The organism is Herbaspirillum sp. Her2, assembly GCF_057961375.1.
Genome location: NZ_CM176331.1, coordinates 59,268 through 75,860, shown reverse-complemented (window position 1 = coordinate 75,860; position 16,593 = coordinate 59,268). Strand labels below are relative to the sequence as shown.

General features: G+C 65.1%; 12 protein-coding genes. 4 read left to right on the top strand and 8 right to left on the bottom strand.

The window, feature by feature from the left end:
- Nucleotides 1-222: 222 nt before the first annotated feature.
- Nucleotides 223-777: a cob(I)yrinic acid a,c-diamide adenosyltransferase gene (locus ACWHXP_RS00355; RefSeq protein ID WP_121043821.1), complete on the top strand. Its 555-nt coding sequence runs from the start codon at nt 223-225 to the stop codon at nt 775-777.
- Between the two features lie 63 nt (nt 778-840).
- On the opposite strand, the gene ACWHXP_RS00350 is transcribed toward ACWHXP_RS00355, so the two are convergent.
- The 5 genes from ACWHXP_RS00350 to ACWHXP_RS00330 form a co-directional block, all read right to left on the bottom strand.
- Nucleotides 841-2,184: a DUF3999 domain-containing protein gene (locus tag ACWHXP_RS00350; RefSeq protein WP_489634736.1), complete on the bottom strand. Its 1,344-nt coding sequence runs from the start codon at nt 2,182-2,184 to the stop codon at nt 841-843.
- A complete protein-coding gene (locus ACWHXP_RS00345) occupies nt 2,181-5,480 on the bottom strand; it encodes a DUF2339 domain-containing protein (protein WP_489634737.1) in 3,300 nt (1,099 codons plus the stop codon). The genes ACWHXP_RS00350 and ACWHXP_RS00345 overlap by 4 nt, the downstream gene beginning before the upstream one ends.
- A gap of 214 nt (nt 5,481-5,694) precedes the next feature.
- Nucleotides 5,695-7,560 (bottom strand): 1-deoxy-D-xylulose-5-phosphate synthase, encoded by a 1,866-nt coding sequence (gene dxs / locus ACWHXP_RS00340; protein WP_134223277.1) that lies wholly within the window; start codon nt 7,558-7,560, stop codon nt 5,695-5,697.
- A 78-nt stretch (nt 7,561-7,638) separates the two neighbouring features.
- Nucleotides 7,639-8,586, bottom strand: coding sequence for a polyprenyl synthetase family protein (locus tag ACWHXP_RS00335; protein ID WP_489634738.1), 948 nt, complete (start codon nt 8,584-8,586; stop codon nt 7,639-7,641).
- Nucleotides 8,586-8,870, bottom strand: coding sequence for an exodeoxyribonuclease VII small subunit (locus tag ACWHXP_RS00330; protein WP_259433170.1), 285 nt, complete (start codon nt 8,868-8,870; stop codon nt 8,586-8,588). Before ACWHXP_RS00330 ends, ACWHXP_RS00335 begins: the two co-directional genes overlap by 1 nt.
- 267 nt (nt 8,871-9,137) lie before the next feature.
- On the opposite strand from ACWHXP_RS00330, the gene ACWHXP_RS00325 reads away from it, so the two are divergent.
- The 3 genes from ACWHXP_RS00325 (at nt 9,138) to ACWHXP_RS00315 (ending at nt 12,322) form a co-directional block, all read left to right on the top strand.
- Nucleotides 9,138-10,259: an aromatic ring-hydroxylating oxygenase subunit alpha gene (locus tag ACWHXP_RS00325; RefSeq protein ID WP_489634739.1), complete on the top strand. Its 1,122-nt coding sequence runs from the start codon at nt 9,138-9,140 to the stop codon at nt 10,257-10,259.
- Nucleotides 10,260-10,480: 221 nt separating this feature from the next.
- On the top strand, nt 10,481-11,398 hold the full coding sequence (locus tag ACWHXP_RS00320) for a DMT family transporter (protein ID WP_034330513.1): 918 nt from the start codon (nt 10,481-10,483) through the stop codon (nt 11,396-11,398).
- A 66-nt stretch (nt 11,399-11,464) separates the two neighbouring features.
- Nucleotides 11,465-12,322 (top strand): sulfurtransferase, encoded by an 858-nt coding sequence (locus tag ACWHXP_RS00315; protein ID WP_252695730.1) that lies wholly within the window; start codon nt 11,465-11,467, stop codon nt 12,320-12,322.
- Nucleotides 12,323-12,347: 25 nt separating this feature from the next.
- Here ACWHXP_RS00315 and ACWHXP_RS00310 read toward each other — a convergent pair whose 3' ends face one another.
- The 3 genes from ACWHXP_RS00310 to ACWHXP_RS00300 all read right to left on the bottom strand — a co-directional run bounded on the left by ACWHXP_RS00310 (nt 12,348) and on the right by ACWHXP_RS00300 (nt 16,584).
- A complete protein-coding gene (locus tag ACWHXP_RS00310) occupies nt 12,348-13,289 on the bottom strand; it encodes a LysR family transcriptional regulator (protein WP_489634740.1) in 942 nt (313 codons plus the stop codon).
- Between the two features lie 254 nt (nt 13,290-13,543).
- Complete coding sequence (locus ACWHXP_RS00305; RefSeq protein WP_034330510.1) at nt 13,544-14,278, bottom strand: ZIP family metal transporter; 735 nt, start codon at nt 14,276-14,278, stop codon at nt 13,544-13,546.
- 116 nt (nt 14,279-14,394) lie between these two features.
- Nucleotides 14,395-16,584 carry a chemotaxis protein CheA gene (locus ACWHXP_RS00300; protein WP_489634741.1) on the bottom strand — a complete coding sequence of 730 codons (2,190 nt, stop codon included), beginning with the start codon at nt 16,582-16,584 and terminating at the stop codon, nt 14,395-14,397.
- Nucleotides 16,585-16,593: the final 9 nt, after the last annotated feature.

Genomic DNA, 16,593 nt, shown 5'->3' with positions numbered 1-16,593 from the left:
TGCCGCTCCAGTGGACTGACCACTGATCCAATCGATGAATTTTACTCTCTTGCCGACTTTAGTTTGCGCAAATGTCCCCCTCCATGCTGCGTGATCGGACAAATCAAGTGAATTGTTTACGCCTTTTTCCAGCAGACGCGTCACGGCTCGCAGCGCATGGGAAGCGCTTGCCTTGGACGGGCCTTGCGCTTAAGCTCCCCGGCGGATCAACAAGGAGCAATGATGGGCAACCGACTTTCGAAGATCGCCACCCGCACCGGCGATGATGGCAGTACCGGACTGGGCGATGGCAGCCGCGTGGGCAAGGACAACCTGCGCATCCAGGCGCTGGGCGATGTGGATGAGCTCAATTCGCAGCTGGGCCTGCTGTTGTGCGAGACGCTGCCGGCTGCTCTGCGGGAGGAACTGGTGTCGATCCAGCATGACCTCTTCGACCTCGGCGGCGAGCTGTGCATCCCGGGCTATACGGTGCTGGCCGATGCGCACTTGGCCCGGCTGGACGCCCTGCTGGAAAAGTACAACGCCACCCTGCCCCCGCTCAAGGAATTCATCCTGCCGGGTGGCTCGCGCACGGCCGCGCTGGCGCACGTATGCCGCACCGTGTGCCGTCGCGCCGAGCGCAGCGTGGTGATGCTGGAGAAGGCCGAGGCCGGCGTGAATGCGCCGGCGCGGCAGTATCTGAATCGCCTCTCCGACCTGTGCTTCGTGCTGGCGCGCGTGCTCAACCGGGAGGCGGGTGGACAGGATGTGTTGTGGGAGAAGGGGCGGGAACGCTGATCGCGTTCCCACTGCGGGCAATGAAGGCAGCGCTGCAGCAACGCTGCCTTCTGCCTGCGACAGCTAGCGGGAGCCTTCCACCGGCTTGCTGCGCGCCAGCCGCCAGGCCATGGCGCCCAAAGCCGCCACGGCAATGATCAAACCCACCCACAGCACGATATTGCGGGTACTGGCCGAAGCGGCCGCCGCGCTTTCCTGTGCCATCGGCAGCCGAGCTCCCAGCGTGGCGCTGCCCATCTCGGGGGTTGCCCCCATCAGCAATTCCGCTGTCGGCTGCGCCACCGGTGCCAGCGCTGCATCGCCCGCGCCTATTCTGAAGGGCGGAGATCCCCGTGCCACGAAAGTCAGCTGCGCCGGCCGCCAGCCCAGGCTCACTTGCGGCAAGCCGCTGCCCAGACCGCCATTGCGCATGTCCACCATGATCCGCCAGTTGCGCTCGGGCGTGACCTGGAACTGCAGCGGTGCGGAACGCTCCTCGCCTGACTTGCCTTGCAGACGGAATACGTTGCCCGTAGCGACTTCCCGCCAGGGTGCCTGGGCCTCGCTGCGGCTTTGCAGGCTGACCTTGGCGATGGTATTGGGCTGCGGCAAATCGATGCGCACGCTTTCGGCCGGATAGACTCCGCCGCTCTCGAACAGATATTCGCCCGCCAGACTGCCGGTGCGTACCTGCGCGGCAGCCTGCCAGCGCAGAGCAGGCGCATCGTTCCCGGGGACCGCTTCCACCACAACGGTCTCGGCGTCGATCGCCGTGATCTCGGGCACGCCATCCGGCCAACTCAGCCGCAGGTAGCGCTGCCGCAATCCGTCCAGCGGCACCCGCTCCTGGCGCAACTGCTTGCCATTCGAGGACGCCTTCAGCAAGTCGGCTTCCGCCACGCTGTGCCATTGCGTCAGATCGGCACTGCTCTCGACCTGGACACGGCCCTGATAATGCGTCCCGCCCAAATGGATACGCAAGCCGCTCACCGACGCTTCCCGCCCCAGATCGACCAGCACCGACTCGTCAGCCCCGCGCGGCGCGGCCGGTGCGCCGACCTCGGCACGCAAGCTGCCGTCGGGCGCAATCGAGACACCCAGGCGAGGCTGGCCGCCGGCTCGGTTGGCGGAGGGCACGGCAAACCAGGTCACCGGTGCCGGCACCACGCGTTTGACCGGAGCGGGAACGGTGGCCGCCTCCAGTGAAAACGGCACCCGTTCTCCGGCACCGTTGACGATGCGCACATCGCCCAGATCGCTGCGCTGGCTGGCCGCGTAGATCTCGGATGGCAAGCGCATGCGGTAATACGGGCCGCTGCCGCTGAGATTCACTTCGTACCATTGCACAGCTTCCACCGGCGCGGCTTCCCTGGCGTGGGCGCTGAACGCCAGCAAGCCCGCGCACAAACTCATCAGCATCGATTTCATGGCGTGACCTCCTCGGCGGCAGCGCGCTTGGGCGGCAAGGGCGAGAAATACCCCACCAGCAACAGCAGCACACCGACCCCGATGAACGCGACGATGCGCTCCAGGCCCTGGATGCGCGACAGGTCGAACAGGAACAGCTTGATCACGGTCACTCCCAATAACGCGCCGCCGACGAACCACAGCATGCGCAAGCCGCGACGCGTGGCAATGACCTGCGTGGTGAGGGCACACAAGGCCCAGAACACCGTCAGCGCCGCCTGGGCCAGCGTCGAGTGCGAGATGTCAGCCAGCGTGTAAGGCAGACCGGTCCAGTGATGCAGGGTGCGCAGCAGCATGGCGTTGAGCCAGAGGAAGGCCGTCGCGCCCACCGCGCTCACCAGCGCCGTGCGATACGGCGCAAGCAAACCGGTCAGGCTGGCCAGGCGCGAGAGCCAGAAAGCGATCAGTGCATAGATTGCCAGAAGGACCGCATCCAGCGGATTGAGCAAGGGCAGGCGCATCCAATCGCCACCGGCCTCGGTAAGGTTGACGTTGATCGTCCACAGCCAAAGCACCAGCATCAGCGGCAGCGAGGCCAGCACGCACAGCTTCTGCAGGCGTTCGCTGCGGACCAGCCACAGCGCGGCAAAGGCAAAGACACCCCAGCCCAGCATGAAGACCTGTTGCCAGCGGAACGAGGCCAGCACGGCAGCTACTTCATATTCCACGCCGAAATAGTGATGCAAAATGCGCAGCAGCAGTGCGTTGAACCACAGGAAGACCGTGGCGAACGCCAGATAATTCACTTCCAGCGGCGGCTGGCCCACCTCCAGCTGGCGCAAACGCCCTATCCATGCGGCCACGGCCAAAAAACCCAATAATTGCGCCACATCCAGGGGGTTCAACAGGGGTAGCCAGAACAACGGCGAGGCATCGCCGTCGCTCAGCGCACTGCCGATGCTCCACACCCACAGCAGCAGCGCCAGCGGTGCCGCGCCCCAGACCTGATAGGACCAGGCCTGCACGGCGACCGGCCAGCGCAGGCGGGTGCCCAGGGTCGAGATTGCCAGCAGGCACAGTCCCACTCCACAGGCCCAGGCGCTCCAGCTCCACGCGCCTTCGGGGACAAACTCACGCAAGCGCCAGTAGCCCTCGAAGGCCAGCAAGGCGCACAGCATCCAGAAACTCAAGAGGTGCTGCAGGGCATAGGGTGGCCAGGGGGAGGTCTGGCCGCGTTCGTGCTCGCCTTCCAGGTGCCACAGGATGGCATAGGTCGAGACCAGTGCCAGCGGCCAGGCCAGCCAGCCCCATCCGGTCAGCGGCGCAGCTTGCGTCATGAACAAGCCCAGGGTCAGCAGACCCAGCACCGGTGCCAAGGCCTGCTCGACGCGCCGGGCCAGCGGCCAGGCCAGCAGGCGGCGTGCGGCGTGGGCCAGCCAGGCGGTGAGGATGGCCCACAGCACCAGCGCAGGCAGGATGAACGGGACCAGCGCGTCCGGTGCCAGCGTGGCGGCGTGCGCCTGGATTTCGCGCAGGCCGGCAGCGGCCCACCAGCACAGGCCCCAGACTGCAGCGGCCATGCCCACTTTGGGCAGCGATGCATGCCAGCGGCCCGCATCGCTGCGCACCTGCAGCCACCAGCCGATGAACAGGCCCGCCAGCGCAATCATCAACATCGCCAGGAGGCCGGTATGGACGACCGGCATCAGCACCGCACCAGGCGGCTCGCCCCAAGACGCCAGGAACGCCAGCGCCGCCACAAGCTGCATCAGCAAGCCGGACAGCAGTGCCAGCAGCCGACGCTGGCGCACTGCCATCCACACCAGAGCCGCGCCCTCGATCGCCCATGCGGCTCCCGTGGTCTGGCCGGAGCAGGCGAAGGGGATGGCCAGCGTCGCGAAGATCACGCCCAGGACCAGCATGGCATCGAACAGCAAACCCAGCCGCTGCCGCCAGCGCACCAGTCCGGCTGCGGCCAGCAGATAGAAGGCCGACAAGGCAACCGCACTCCACGCCAGGCCGAAGGGCATGGACTTGACCAGGGCCGCCTGCAGCGCGGTGGCCGCAATGGGCGTGCCGAATACCAGCGAGCCATCCACGTAGTGCCGCACCACGCACTCGCGCCGCAAGGCATACAGGAGCGAGATGCCGACGTACATGAGGAAGAACAGCACCAGGAAGGCTTCGGTACTGGCGAAGTGTTCCGGTGCGTAGGCGGTCGCGCCCCAGATCGAACCGATCACGAAGGTGAAGGAAAATCCCAGCAGGTTGAGCGCGCGCCAGGCCTTGAACCAGGCGATGGCAAAGATGCCGGCATTGAGCAAGGCGTAATAGCTGAAGAGCGCGACATGGCTGCCACCGCCGCTGCTGACCAGCACCGGGGCCAGGAAACCGCCTGCACTGCCCATGAAGGCCAGCACCGCCGCATCCTGCCGGATCGCCAGGAAAGCGCTCAAGGCGCAGATCACGACCATCAGCGGGAGAGCCATGCCCGAGGGAATCAGCGCATACAGTTTGACAGCAGCAAACACCGTCAGATACAGCACCCCTACCCCGCCGCCTTGCAGCACCAGTCCGTACACGGTGCGGCGCTCGCGCAGGTGCCAGCCGGCTCCCAGCAGGACGGCAGCACCGAGGGCGGTGCCGGCCAAGCGGAATTCGATCGGCAGCAGGCTGTTGCTGGCGGCGTACTTGAGCAGGAAGGCTACGCCGAAGAACAGCACGATGATGCCCACACGCACCACCGTGTTGCCGCCCAGCAGCCAGTCCCGCGCGGCATTGAAGGCGCGCTCCAGCAGGTCCGGTGTTGCGGGCGCAGCGGGCTTGGCAGGGAGGGATGGCGGCAATTCAGGCTCGCTCCATGCAGCGCCAGTGGCCAGCGGAGCGGCTTGTTGTTCGTGCGAGGTCTGTGGTTCTGCCTCAGCCGAGACGAGCGGGACGGGCGCTGGCGGCAAGGTGGCGGTAACGGGGATGCGGACTTGATCGTGGGAGCGTACTTCTGCAGGGAGCTCCACCTCGACAGGCGGCTCAGGGGGCGCAAGGTAATGCGGTGATTCCTGTCGCAGCCGCTCCACTTCTTCACTGAGCATCGCGACCCGGTCTTCCAGGTGCTTCACGCGGGCGGCCAAGGATGCGGAAGGTGCCGTCCCGGTGAACGCGGCGGATGGCTCCTCCTGCTGGCTACCCGCAAACAGCACATTGCCGAGCCAGAAGCCCAGCCCCGCCATGATGGCCACCGTAGAACCGATCGACCAATCACTGGCCAAGGCCAGCACAAAGCCCGTCATACCACCGACTATCGCCGTCACCCATCTCATGGGTCTCTCCTCATTTGAATTCTTGCAGGAAGATTTCAGGAGCGCCCATGCGAAGCCGCCGGCCACCCCACAAATTATTTCCAAAAGGAAATTATTTTAATTGATGAGGTCTTGGACCGGCACGGCCACAGGATGTTCAACGGATGAGAAAACGCGCCGCATCCCCCGGCCAGCGCGGGCCGCCGGGGTGAGGCGTGGTGCGGGAAGACGGCGCTTAGCCGTTGTTGACGACCAGACGGGGCTGGTCCTTGCCGAAGCGCTGCACGATGGACTGGGCGATGCCATCGGCATCCAGGCCGCACTGCGCCAGCAGTTGCGCAGCGTCGCCATGATCGATGAAGCGGTCCGGCAAGCCCAGGTGCAGCACCGGCTTGTTGATGCCGGCGGCGGCCAATGCCTCGGAGACGGCAGCACCGGCGCCGCCCATGATGCAGCCCTCTTCCACCGTCACCAGCGCATCGTGCGAGGCGGCCAGCTGCTTGACCAGTTCCACGTCCAGCGGCTTGATGAAGCGCATGTTGGCCACCGTGGCGTTGAGCTTGTCGCCCGCGCCGAGCGCCGGTGCCAGCAGGCTGCCGAAGGTCAGGATCGCGACATCCTTGCCCTGGCGGCGGATCTCGCCCTTGCCCAGCGGCAGGGTCTCCAGCGTCTTCTCGACCGCTGCACCGATGCCGGCACCGCGCGGATAGCGCACCGAGGCCGGGCCGGGATACTGATAAGCGGTCGAGAGCATCTTGCGGCACTCATCCTCATCGGAAGCCGCCATCACCACCATGTTCGGGATACAGCGCAGGAACGCCAGGTCGTAATTGCCGGCGTGGGTCGCGCCATCGGCACCGACCAGACCGGCACGGTCCAGGGCGAAGGTCACGTCCAGGTTCTGCAGGGCCACGTCGTGGATCAGCTGGTCGTAGGCGCGCTGCAGGAAGGTCGAGTAGATCGCCACCACCGGCTTCATGCCCTCGCAGGCCATGCCGGCGGCAAAGGTGACGGCGTGCTGTTCGGCGATGCCGACGTCGTAGTAACGGTTCGGGAATTTCTTTTCAAAGCCCACCATGCCCGAGCCTTCGCGCATGGCCGGGGTGATGCCGACCAGCTTCTCGTCGGCGGCGGCCATGTCGCACAGCCAGTCGCCGAAAACCTGGGTATAGGTCAGCTTGCCGCCCGCGCTGGGCTTGATGCCTTCGCTGGGGTTGAACTTGCCGGGACCGTGATAGAGCACCGGATCGGCCTCGGCCAGCTTGTAGCCTTGTCCCTTCTTGGTGACCACGTGCAGGAATTGCGGTCCCTTCAGGTGCTTCAGGTTCTGCAGCGTGGGGACCAGCGAGTCGAGGTCATGACCATCGATGGGGCCGATGTAGTTGAAGCCGAATTCCTCGAACATGGTGGCCGGGACCACCATGCCCTTGGCATGTTCTTCCAGGCGCTTGGCCAGTTCCAGCACCGGGCCGGGCAGTACCGACTTGCCCACGTCACGCGCCTTGGCGTAGAACTTGCCCGACATCAGGCGCGCCAGGTAGCGATTGAGCGCTCCCACCGGCGGCGAGATCGACATGTCGTTGTCGTTGAGGATCACCAGCAGGTTGATGTCCTCGTGCACGCCCGCATTGTTGAGCGCTTCGAAGGCCATGCCGGCGGTCATCGCGCCGTCGCCGATGACGGCGATGGCATGGCGGTCCGAGCCCTGGGTCTTGGCCGCCAGTGCCATGCCGAGCGCCGCCGAGATCGAGGTCGAGGAGTGGGCGGTGCCGAAGGTGTCGTATTCACTTTCGATGCGGCGCGGGAAGCCCGAGATGCCCTCCTGCTGGCGCAGCGAGGCCATGCGCTCGCGGCGGCCGGTGAGGATCTTGTGCGGATAGGTCTGATGGCCCACGTCCCAGACGATGCGGTCCTGCGGCGTATTGAAGACGTAATGCAGCGCGATGGTCAGCTCCACCGTGCCCAGGTTGGAGGACAGGTGGCCGCCGGTCTTGGAGACCGAGTCCAGCAGGAAACCGCGCAGCTCTTCGGCCAGCGGCTTCAATTGATGGCGGGACAGGCGGCGCAGGTCGGCCGGGTCGTTGATGGTATTGAGGAGCATCTGTTCTTACCGTGTTGGGGTCTGAAGGCCGCGCCTGGCACATGCCGCGCGGTCCGTCTTCATGCCGGGTTACGTCGCTTAAGTCTTTCTCTGCACGATCAGGTCGGCCAGCTCGCGCAGGCGACGGGCCTTATCGCCGAAGGGTGCCAGCGCCGCGTGGGCATTGCCGCGCAGCTTCTCGGCCAGCGCCTGCGATTCGGCCAGGCCCAGGATCGAGACATAGGTCGGCTTGTTGTCCGCCGCATCCTTGCCGGCCGTCTTGCCCAGCGTGGCCGAGTCGGCCGTGGCATCGAGGATGTCGTCCACCACCTGGAAGGCCAGGCCGATGGCCCGCGCATACTCGTCCAGCGCTGCGCTCTCGTCGGCGCTGAGCGCCTTGCCGCCCAGCGCGCCCAGCAGCACCGCCGCGCGCAGCAGAGCACCGGTTTTCAGGCGATGCATCTGTTCCAGCTCGGCCAGCGACAGGGTCATGCCCACGCTGGCCAGGTCGATGGCCTGGCCGCCGCACATGCCCACCGAACCGGCCGCCTGGGCCAGCAGGTTCACCATGCGCAGCTGGCGTGCCGTCACGCCGGCATCGCTCTTGCCAAGCTCGGCCTCCAGCGGGGCCGACAAGGTATCGAAGGCCTGCGCCTGCAACGCATCGCCGACCAGCAGCGCAGTCGCTTCATCGTACTGTACGTGCACCGTGGGCTTGCCACGGCGCAGGGCATCGTCATCCATGCAGGGCATGTCGTCATGCACCAGCGAATACACGTGGATCATCTCCACGGCCGCAGCAGCCCGGTCCAGCAGCGCGCGCGGGGTATCGAAGATGTCCCCGGCAGCATAGACCAGCAACGGACGCACGCGCTTGCCGCCATCCATGGCGGTATAGCGCATGGCTTCGTGCAGGCGCGCCGGCACCACCGAGGTCGCGGGCAGGAATCGGTCCAGCACGTCTTCCATGCCGCCCTGCACCTGGCGCATCCAGTCGGCAAACGTCAGCGGGGCCTGCGCACTGGCGGCCGGCATCTGTGCATTCATCAGTCGTCCCCGCCAGCAGCGTCCGCCGCATTGAACGGCTTGAGCATGTCGCCTTCGAGCAGCTTGACCTGGCTGTCCACCTTGTCGAGCTGGCCGGCGCAGAACTTCACCAGTTCGGAGCCGCGTTTGTAGGCAGCCACCGAGGCTTCCAGCGGCAGTTCGCCGGCTTCCATGCGGGCCACGAGCTGCTCCAGCTCTTCCATCGCTTCCTCGAAAGAAGCAGGCAAGGCGACGGCGGCCGCAGAGGCGGCAGCAGAGGAAGCAGCGGCAGAGGTTCTAGGCATATCGACCCATTCAAAATTCCAACCCGGTATTTTAGAACAAACCGGCGATGCCCAAGTCAATCAAGGGCGTGGAAATGTCAGCGGATTTCGAGCCGAGCTTGTAAATTCGGCCAATTTACTGGCATTTTGGCCACAAAACCCGGCCCCTTATGGGGGTTTTGTGGCATAATCCTCGGTTCTGTCCAAAATTTCCTCTTCATATTATTTGAACATAGGTTTTTGCGGATTTTCTTCCTTAGGTTGGTGCAAATTAATTTGGGGGCGGAAATGTCCGATCTTGCTACTTTTGCCAAATTGGCGCGTTCAAACGCGCAACTTCCAGTCCACGTCTACTTTGACGAACCGCTTCATCAGCGGGAACTGAAACTACTCTTCCAGCAGGGACCTCGTTACGTCGGCCATGAGCTGATGGTGCCCGAAGCTGGCGACTACTCCACGCTGCCCTGGGAAAACGAAGGCCGCATGCTGGTGCGCAATGCGCAGGGCATTGAACTGCTGTCCAACGTCTGCCGCCACCGCCAGGCCAAGATGCTCGATGGCCGCGGTCACGCCAGCAACATCGTCTGCCCCCTGCATCGCTGGACCTATGATCTGAAGGGCGAATTGATCGGCGCGCCGCATTTCGGCGAGACGCCGTGCATGAACCTGTCAAAGACCCCGCTGCAAAGCTGGAATGGCCTGCTGTTCGAGAACAACGGCGTCAACATCGCCGACAAGCTCAAGCATCTGGGCGTGACGCGCGACCTGGACTTCTCCGGCTACCTGTACGACCACACTGAAGTACACGAGTCCGACTACAACTGGAAGACCTTCATCGAGGTCTACCTGGAGGATTACCACGTCGAGCCCTTCCATCCTGGCTTGGGCAACTTCGTGAGCTGCTCCGACCTGAAGTGGGAATTCGGCCGCGACTACAGCGTCCAGACCGTGGGCGTGAACCACGGCCTGATCAAGTCCGGCTCGCCGACCTATGCCAAGTGGCAGGAAAAGCTGCTGCAGTTCTCCAACGGCAAGCCGCCCAAATACGGTGCCATCTGGCTCACGCTCTACCCCAACATCATGGTGGAGTGGTATCCGCACGTGCTGGTCGTGTCCACGCTCTGGCCGACCGGTCCGCAGAAGACCACCAACGTGGTGGAGTTCTACTATCCGGAAGAGATCGCCCTGTTCGAGCGCGAGCTGGTGGAAGCCGAGCGCGCCGCCTACATGGAGACCTGCGTCGAGGATGACGAGATCGCCCTGCGCATGGATGCCGGCCGTCGTATACTGATGGATCGCGGCACCAGCGAAGTCGGTCCCTACCAGTCGCCCATGGAAGACGGCATGCAGCACTTCCACGAGTGGTATCGCCAGCAGCTGGACGTGCCGCAAGGAACCAGCACACCATAACCAGGCCAACAGGCCGCGCAGGGGGAAAGCAGATGCAGGCAATGCGGCAAGCTCACGACGGACGTAGTCTGCGCCGTCATTGTCGCCCACCCTCCCGCATCCGCCCCTCCCGCTCCAGCTGCACGACGGCAGCCCCGGTTCACGCCGGGGCTGCCGTTTTATTTGGTGCTCGTGACGCGTGCACCTTCCCCACTCTCCCCTCCCACTACTGAACCGCCGCCATGCAATCGCTCTGGATGCTCGTCGCCTCATTCCTCTTTGCCGTCATGGGCGTGTGCGTCAAGCTCGCCAGCCAGTACTACACGACCTCCGAGATCGTGCTCTGCCGCGGCGTGATCGGCGTGCTCTTCATCCTTTGCCTGATCCGCCTGCGCGGGGGCACGCTGCGCACGCCTTTCCCGCGCGATCACTTCATTCGCGGCGGTGTGGGGGTGGTCTCGCTGTGGATGTGGTTCTATTCCTTCAGCCTGCTGCCGATCGCCACGGCCACCACGCTGAACTACATGTCCTCGATCTGGATTGCGGTGATGCTGTTCGTGGCCGGCTGGTGGCAGGGCCACAAGAAATTCGAATGGGGCCTGGCCGGCACGGTGGCGCTGAGTTTCCTCGGGGTGGCACTGCTGATGCGCCCATCGCTCAATGCCGAGCAGTTGCTGGGCGGTGCCATCTCGCTGGCCTCAGGTGTGCTCTCGGCACTGGTCTACTTGCAAGTACGCAAGCTGGGCCTGCTGGGGGAACCGGAGTACCGCGTGGTGTTCTACTTTTCTGCCACGGGCGTGTTGGCCGGCCTGGTCGGCAGCGTGGTGACGGGACGCGTGCCGCTGTGGCACAGCCACTCCTGGATCGGTGCGCTGCTGGTGCTCATGATAGGCTTGACGGCCACCACGGCGCAGATCGCCATGACGCGCGCCTACCGGCTCGGCAATACCCTGGTGACCGCCAACCTGCAATACACGGGCATCGTCTTTTCCAGCCTCTTCGGCGTGCTGATCTGGGATGATGCGCCGGGCTGGATCGGCTGGCTGGGCATGGCGATCATCTTGGCCAGCGGCATGCTGGCGACGTATCGCAACCAGCGCAAGAGCCAGGCCGTGGCCAAGAACGTACCCAAGGTGGACCCGATCGCCACCGAAGTCTGAATCCAGGAATCCATGAATCCCTGAATCCTGCCCGCTTGCAGGGCTTATGAACAAAAGGAGAGCCGCATGACCTACCAGACCCTCATCAGCGCCAGCGAATTGAAATCGCGTGCGCAGTATCTGAACGTTGTGGTCGTGGACTGCCGTCACGACCTGACCAACCCCGCTTACGGCCGTGAAGCTTACGCGGCCGGCCATCTGCCGCAGGCCCGCTTCGCCCACCTGGATGAGCTGCTCTCCGGTCCCAAGACCGATGCCGCCGGCCGCTTCCATGGCCGCCATCCGCTGCCGGACCGCCAGCAGTTCGTGCAGGCGATGCGCGACCTGGGCATCAACAATGACACCCAAGTGGTGGCGTATGACGCCCACGGTGGCATGTATGCCGCACGCCTGTGGTGGCTGCTGCGCTGGATCGGCCACAGCGACGTGGCCGTGCTCGATGGCGGCATGGCGGCCTGGCAGGCGCTGGGTGAAACGCTGACCAGCGAGACGCCGGCACCGGCTGCGCCGGGCAACATCCAGGATCTGTCCTCGCTGGTCAAGACCGTGGATGCGCAAGCCCTGCTCGACAATCTAAAGAGCCAAACCCTGCAAGTGGTCGACGCGCGCGCACCGGATCGCTTCCGTGGCGAGAACGAAACCATCGATGCAGTGGGCGGGCACATTCCGGGCGCGAAGAACCGCTTCTTCAAGGACAACCTGCAGGCCGATGGCCACTTCAAGAGTGCCACGCAATTGCGCGAGGAATGGCTGTCGGTAGTGGGTGATCCGCAGGCTGCGGTCATGCAGTGCGGCTCGGGCGTGACCGCCTGCCACAACTTGCTGGCACTGGAAGTGGCGGGCTTGCCGGGGGCGCATCTGTATCCGGGTTCCTGGAGCGAATGGAGTTCCGATCCGCAGCGTCCGGTAGCCACCGGCAACTGATCCTTGCAGGGAGGCGTGCGGCACCCTATGGCAGGTCGGGTGCCACGCTACCTGTCATTCCCGTGATCCCCGCCTCCTGCAGGCGGGCCACGAAACCTTCCACGAACTGCTGCACCATGGCCGGCGCATCGCGTCGGCGCAGCAGGGCCACCTCCGAATGGAAATCGGCATCCTTGAGCGCGGGAAAACTGACGCCCGCCGAGAGTGAAATACTGGCCATGCTCTGCGGTACGACAGCGATGCCGAAGCCCGCATTGACCAGGCTCAGCAAGGAATTCTTGCGCGAGGTGGCACGCGCCACGCGCGGATAGAAACCGTGCGCAATACAGCGCTCGGCTACCAGATAACTCAGTCCGCCGCGATCGCGGTGCGGCACCGTCACGAAGAATTCATCCCGCAATTCCGCAATCTCCACTTCGCTGCGCGCGGCCAGTCGATGGGTGGCTGGTACGGCCGCCACCAGACGCTCACGGTAGAGCACGGTGCTCTCCAGATTCGGATGCGCACGCAGGATGGGCAACCGCGCCAGGCCGATATCGGCACTGCCTTCGACGATCTCGCGGGCCTGGTATTCGGAGGGAGCCTGCGAGATTTCCAGCGAGATGCCGGGGAAGTCTTTCAACGCTGCATTGAGGGTCGGACCCAGCGGTGCAGACAACGGCACCGAACTGGAATGCAGCAGGCGCAAGGCCCCGTGCTCGCCCTTGCCGATGGTGCGTGCCTGCGCTACGGCGCGGTCCAGGTCGAGCAGGATGCGGCGGCTGCGTTCATAAAAATCCTGGCCCGCCTGGGTCAGCTCGAAGGCCTTTGCCTCGCGCTTGATGAGCAGCACATCGAGGTCTGCTTCCAGCTCCTTGATCTGGCGGCTCAACGCTGATTGCGCGATGAAGAGGCGCTCGGACGCGCGGGTATAGCCGCGTGCCTCGACGATCTCGACGAAGTAGCGCAACTGCCGGATGGAAATCATGCTGTTCTCCCCTGCCCGGTTTCGCCGGCGCATCCATCTCGTTTCGAGATGGCGGGCCGGCTGATTTGATATTGGCGTACCGCGCGCGGCACCCCTACAGTGAAGCCATCCGCAACCCCGCCTTGAGGCGATGAAAGGATGGATCGTGCTCCAGGATCTCTTGTTGTTCTTCGGCCTGCTGGGCCTGGTCTGCAGCGTGGGCATGCGCTGGATAGTGCGCCGGCAACGCGACACGTCCGCGCGGCCGGATGCCCTCAGTGAACGTGCGCCTGATGCGTCAGTGCCAGCACGATCAGCACGCCCGCTGCAATCAGGATCACCTGCGGGATCGTCTCGCGCAGCGTGGCGCGGCGCTGCATCTGCGGCATCAAATCGGAAACGGCGATGTAGATGAAGCCCGAGGAGGCAAACACCAGCACGAAGGGAATCCACTCCATGCCTCGTTCCAGCATGAAGTAGCCCAGCACGCCGCCGGCCACCGCCATCAGGCTGCAGATGAGGTTGTAGACATAGGCGCGGGTGCGCGAAAAACCGGCATTGAGCAGCACGATGAAGTCACCGATCTCCTGCGGGATCTCATGCGCGATGATGGCCAGTCCGGTGACCAGGCCCAGGTGCGGATCCGCCAGGAAAGCCGCCGCAATCAGGATGCCATCGGTGAAATTGTGCAGGCCGTCGCCGACCAGGATCATCCAGCCGGCCTTGCCGGCTTCCTTCTTGTCGTGACCGTGGTGATGGCCGTGGCCATCGTCTTCGTGGTGGTGCGAGTGGCGCAGGATGGCCGTCTTCTCCAGCAGGAAGAACACCAGCAGGCCACCCAGCAGCACCGCGAAGAGCGTATGCGGTTCGGCTTGCGATTCAAAGGCTTCCGGCAGCGCATGTAACAGCGAGGTCGACAGCATGATGCCCACCGACAGGCTGACCATGCGCTCGACCACCTTCGACAGCAGCGCGAAGGAGAACACCGCCGCAGCGGTAATGCTGACCACGCCGGCCAGGGTGGTGGCCAGCAGGATGGAGACGAGTGTGGAGTCGATGACGGACCTCGGGCGAAAGACGATGCAGGGGCAAATGGCAGGCGTGCCAGCCGCGCAGCCAAAGCCCGCTATTGTACGCCCGCCGCCCGGCCGCTGCCATCGACGCGGCGCGAGCCGGCCAGCAGCAGCGGATTGATGATGAGCACGATCTGCCCATCCCCCAGTACGGTGGCCCCGACCATGCCGGCCAAGGTCGCCACCTGCGGCCCGACCGGCTTGACCACCACTTCGCGGTTGCCGCTGACGTGGTCGGCCATGATGACCATCAGTTCATCGCCATTCTTGATGAGCAAGGCAAAGGCCGAACCGGCATCACTCGTACCCGGCAGCGGCACCGGCGGCGGCTCGTCCAGCAGGACGTGCAGCGGATGCAGCAGCAGCTCGCGGCCATGGACCTCCAGCGCGCGCCGCGCCAGAGCCTGGCGCGCCTGGTCGCTGCGCAACTGGATGACGCTGTCGATGAGGGTGGAAGGAATGGCGTACTGCTGCTGCCCGTGATGCAGCAGGCAGACCTGCTGCACCGCCAGCGAGAGCGGCAGGTAGAGCGTGAAGAGCACGCCCTGGCCGGGCCGCGAATGCACCGTCATGCGCCCGCCCAGTGCCGCCACTTCGGCGCGCACCACATCCATGCCGATGCCGCGTCCGGCCAGGGCAGAGACTTGCGATTGCGTACTGAAGCCGGGTTCGAAGATCAGCTCGGCCAGGCGCGTTTCGCTCCACAGTTCCACGCCCGGCAATCCGCGTTGCATCGCCTTGTGGCGAATCGCGGCGAGGTCCAGCCCGCGGCCGTCGTCGCTGACGCGGATGACGGCTTCATTGCCCTCGTGCCCCGCCTGGATGCGCAGGCAGCCATTGGGCGGCTTGGCGGCCGCGCGGCGCACCGGCGCTTCTTCGATGCCATGCACGGCGGCATTGCGCAACAGGTGCTCCAGCGGGCCCATGAGGCGTTCCAGGATGGCGCGGTCGATTTGCAGCCGACAGTCCGACAGGTCCAGTACCAGTGGCTTGCCGGTTTCGGCCGCGACCTGGCGCACCAGGTGCTGCATGCGCGGCTCCATGCTGTTGAACTTGACCATGCGCGCATGCATCAGCTCCTGCTGCAGCTCGCGCGTGGTGCGGCCTTGCTGGCGCAGGCCTTCGCGGGTTCTCACCACCCGTTGCAGCAGCCGCTTCTGGCGCGCCACGGCCGCACCCAGGGCGGCTTCCATGGCCTTGGCCAGTTCGGTCAGGCCGGTCGCGGCCTCGTCCCGGGGCTGCAGGCTGCCCTGCTCCCAACTGCGCTGCCATCGCTGCAGCTGCTGTGCCATGGCGTCCAACTCTTCACCCAAGAGGCGCGCGTCGCCCTGCAGGGCCCCGATTTCGTTGTCCAGCTGGGCACGGCTGATGGAAACTTCACCTACCTGATTCAGCAGCTTGTCCAGCACGGTGGTACGGATACGGACCAAGGGCGCGGTCAGCCGCCCCTCTGCCGCTGCGGTGCCGGGCAAGGTGGAAGGAGCGGCCTGTGTGCCGGTTGCCGACAACGTGGCCATGCCTTGTTCCAGCGTACTGAAATGCTCCACGGCCTGGTCATACAAGGCCAGCAGCGCCGCCACGCTCCGGGGGGCCGGGCTGCCCTCGCCGAGACGCTGCAGGGCTCCTTCCATGTCGTGCAGGCAGCGGCTCAGGTGCAAGGCCCCCACCATGCGCGCACTGCCCTTGAGCGTATGCAGCGGGCGCGCCAGTTCGGCCAGCAGACTGGCATCGACCGCACCAGGCTGCCCGCCCTCCGACAGCACCAGCAAGGTCTCGCCGATACCGGCGATGAGCTCTTGTGCTTCTTCCAGGAAGACCGGCAGCAGGAGTGGATCGATCAGCTCCGGTGCCTGCGGTTCGCTGGCCGGGGCAAGCGGGCCTTCCAGCTGGCTGGTCAGGGAATGGATGCCGGCTTCCAGCAGACTGCGGGTGCCTGCGTGTGAGCTGCCATCGCTGCCCTGCTGCTGCAAGGTCTCCAGCAGTGCCGAGGCGGAGGAGGCAAAGGCAGCGGCACCGCTGGCACCGGCATAGTCACGCAGCGCTGCCAGCGTACGCAGGACCAGTGCCGGCAGGCCGGGACGCGCTTGCTGCTGGTCGAGGCGGGCACACCAGGCGGCGCTTTGCTGGCGCACGATGGCCAGCAGCGGACGCAGAGTCTCGCGCAGACGCTCATCGCCCGCGCCGGACCGGATGCCGGATCCGGCCTGAGTCTGGACTGCTGCGTTGTCGGTACCGAGGATCATGGCAGCAGC

Bases quoted from the DNA above. Each gene is read 5' to 3' on its own strand.
- ACWHXP_RS00355 (WP_121043821.1), top strand. From the start codon at position 223: ATGGGCAACCGACTTTCGAAGATCGCCACCCGCACCGGCGATGATGGC.
- ACWHXP_RS00350 (WP_489634736.1), bottom strand. From the start codon at position 2,184: ATGAAATCGATGCTGATGAGTTTGTGCGCGGGCTTGCTGGCGTTCAGC.
- ACWHXP_RS00345 (WP_489634737.1), bottom strand. From the start codon at position 5,480: ATGAGATGGGTGACGGCGATAGTCGGTGGTATGACGGGCTTTGTGCTG.
- dxs (WP_134223277.1), bottom strand. From the start codon at position 7,560: ATGCTCCTCAATACCATCAACGACCCGGCCGACCTGCGCCGCCTGTCC.
- ACWHXP_RS00335 (WP_489634738.1), bottom strand. From the start codon at position 8,586: ATGAATGCACAGATGCCGGCCGCCAGTGCGCAGGCCCCGCTGACGTTT.
- ACWHXP_RS00330 (WP_259433170.1), bottom strand. From the start codon at position 8,870: ATGCCTAGAACCTCTGCCGCTGCTTCCTCTGCTGCCGCCTCTGCGGCC.
- ACWHXP_RS00325 (WP_489634739.1), top strand. From the start codon at position 9,138: ATGTCCGATCTTGCTACTTTTGCCAAATTGGCGCGTTCAAACGCGCAA.
- ACWHXP_RS00320 (WP_034330513.1), top strand. From the start codon at position 10,481: ATGCAATCGCTCTGGATGCTCGTCGCCTCATTCCTCTTTGCCGTCATG.
- ACWHXP_RS00315 (WP_252695730.1), top strand. From the start codon at position 11,465: ATGACCTACCAGACCCTCATCAGCGCCAGCGAATTGAAATCGCGTGCG.
- ACWHXP_RS00310 (WP_489634740.1), bottom strand. From the start codon at position 13,289: ATGATTTCCATCCGGCAGTTGCGCTACTTCGTCGAGATCGTCGAGGCA.
- ACWHXP_RS00300 (WP_489634741.1), bottom strand. From the start codon at position 16,584: ATGATCCTCGGTACCGACAACGCAGCAGTCCAGACTCAGGCCGGATCC.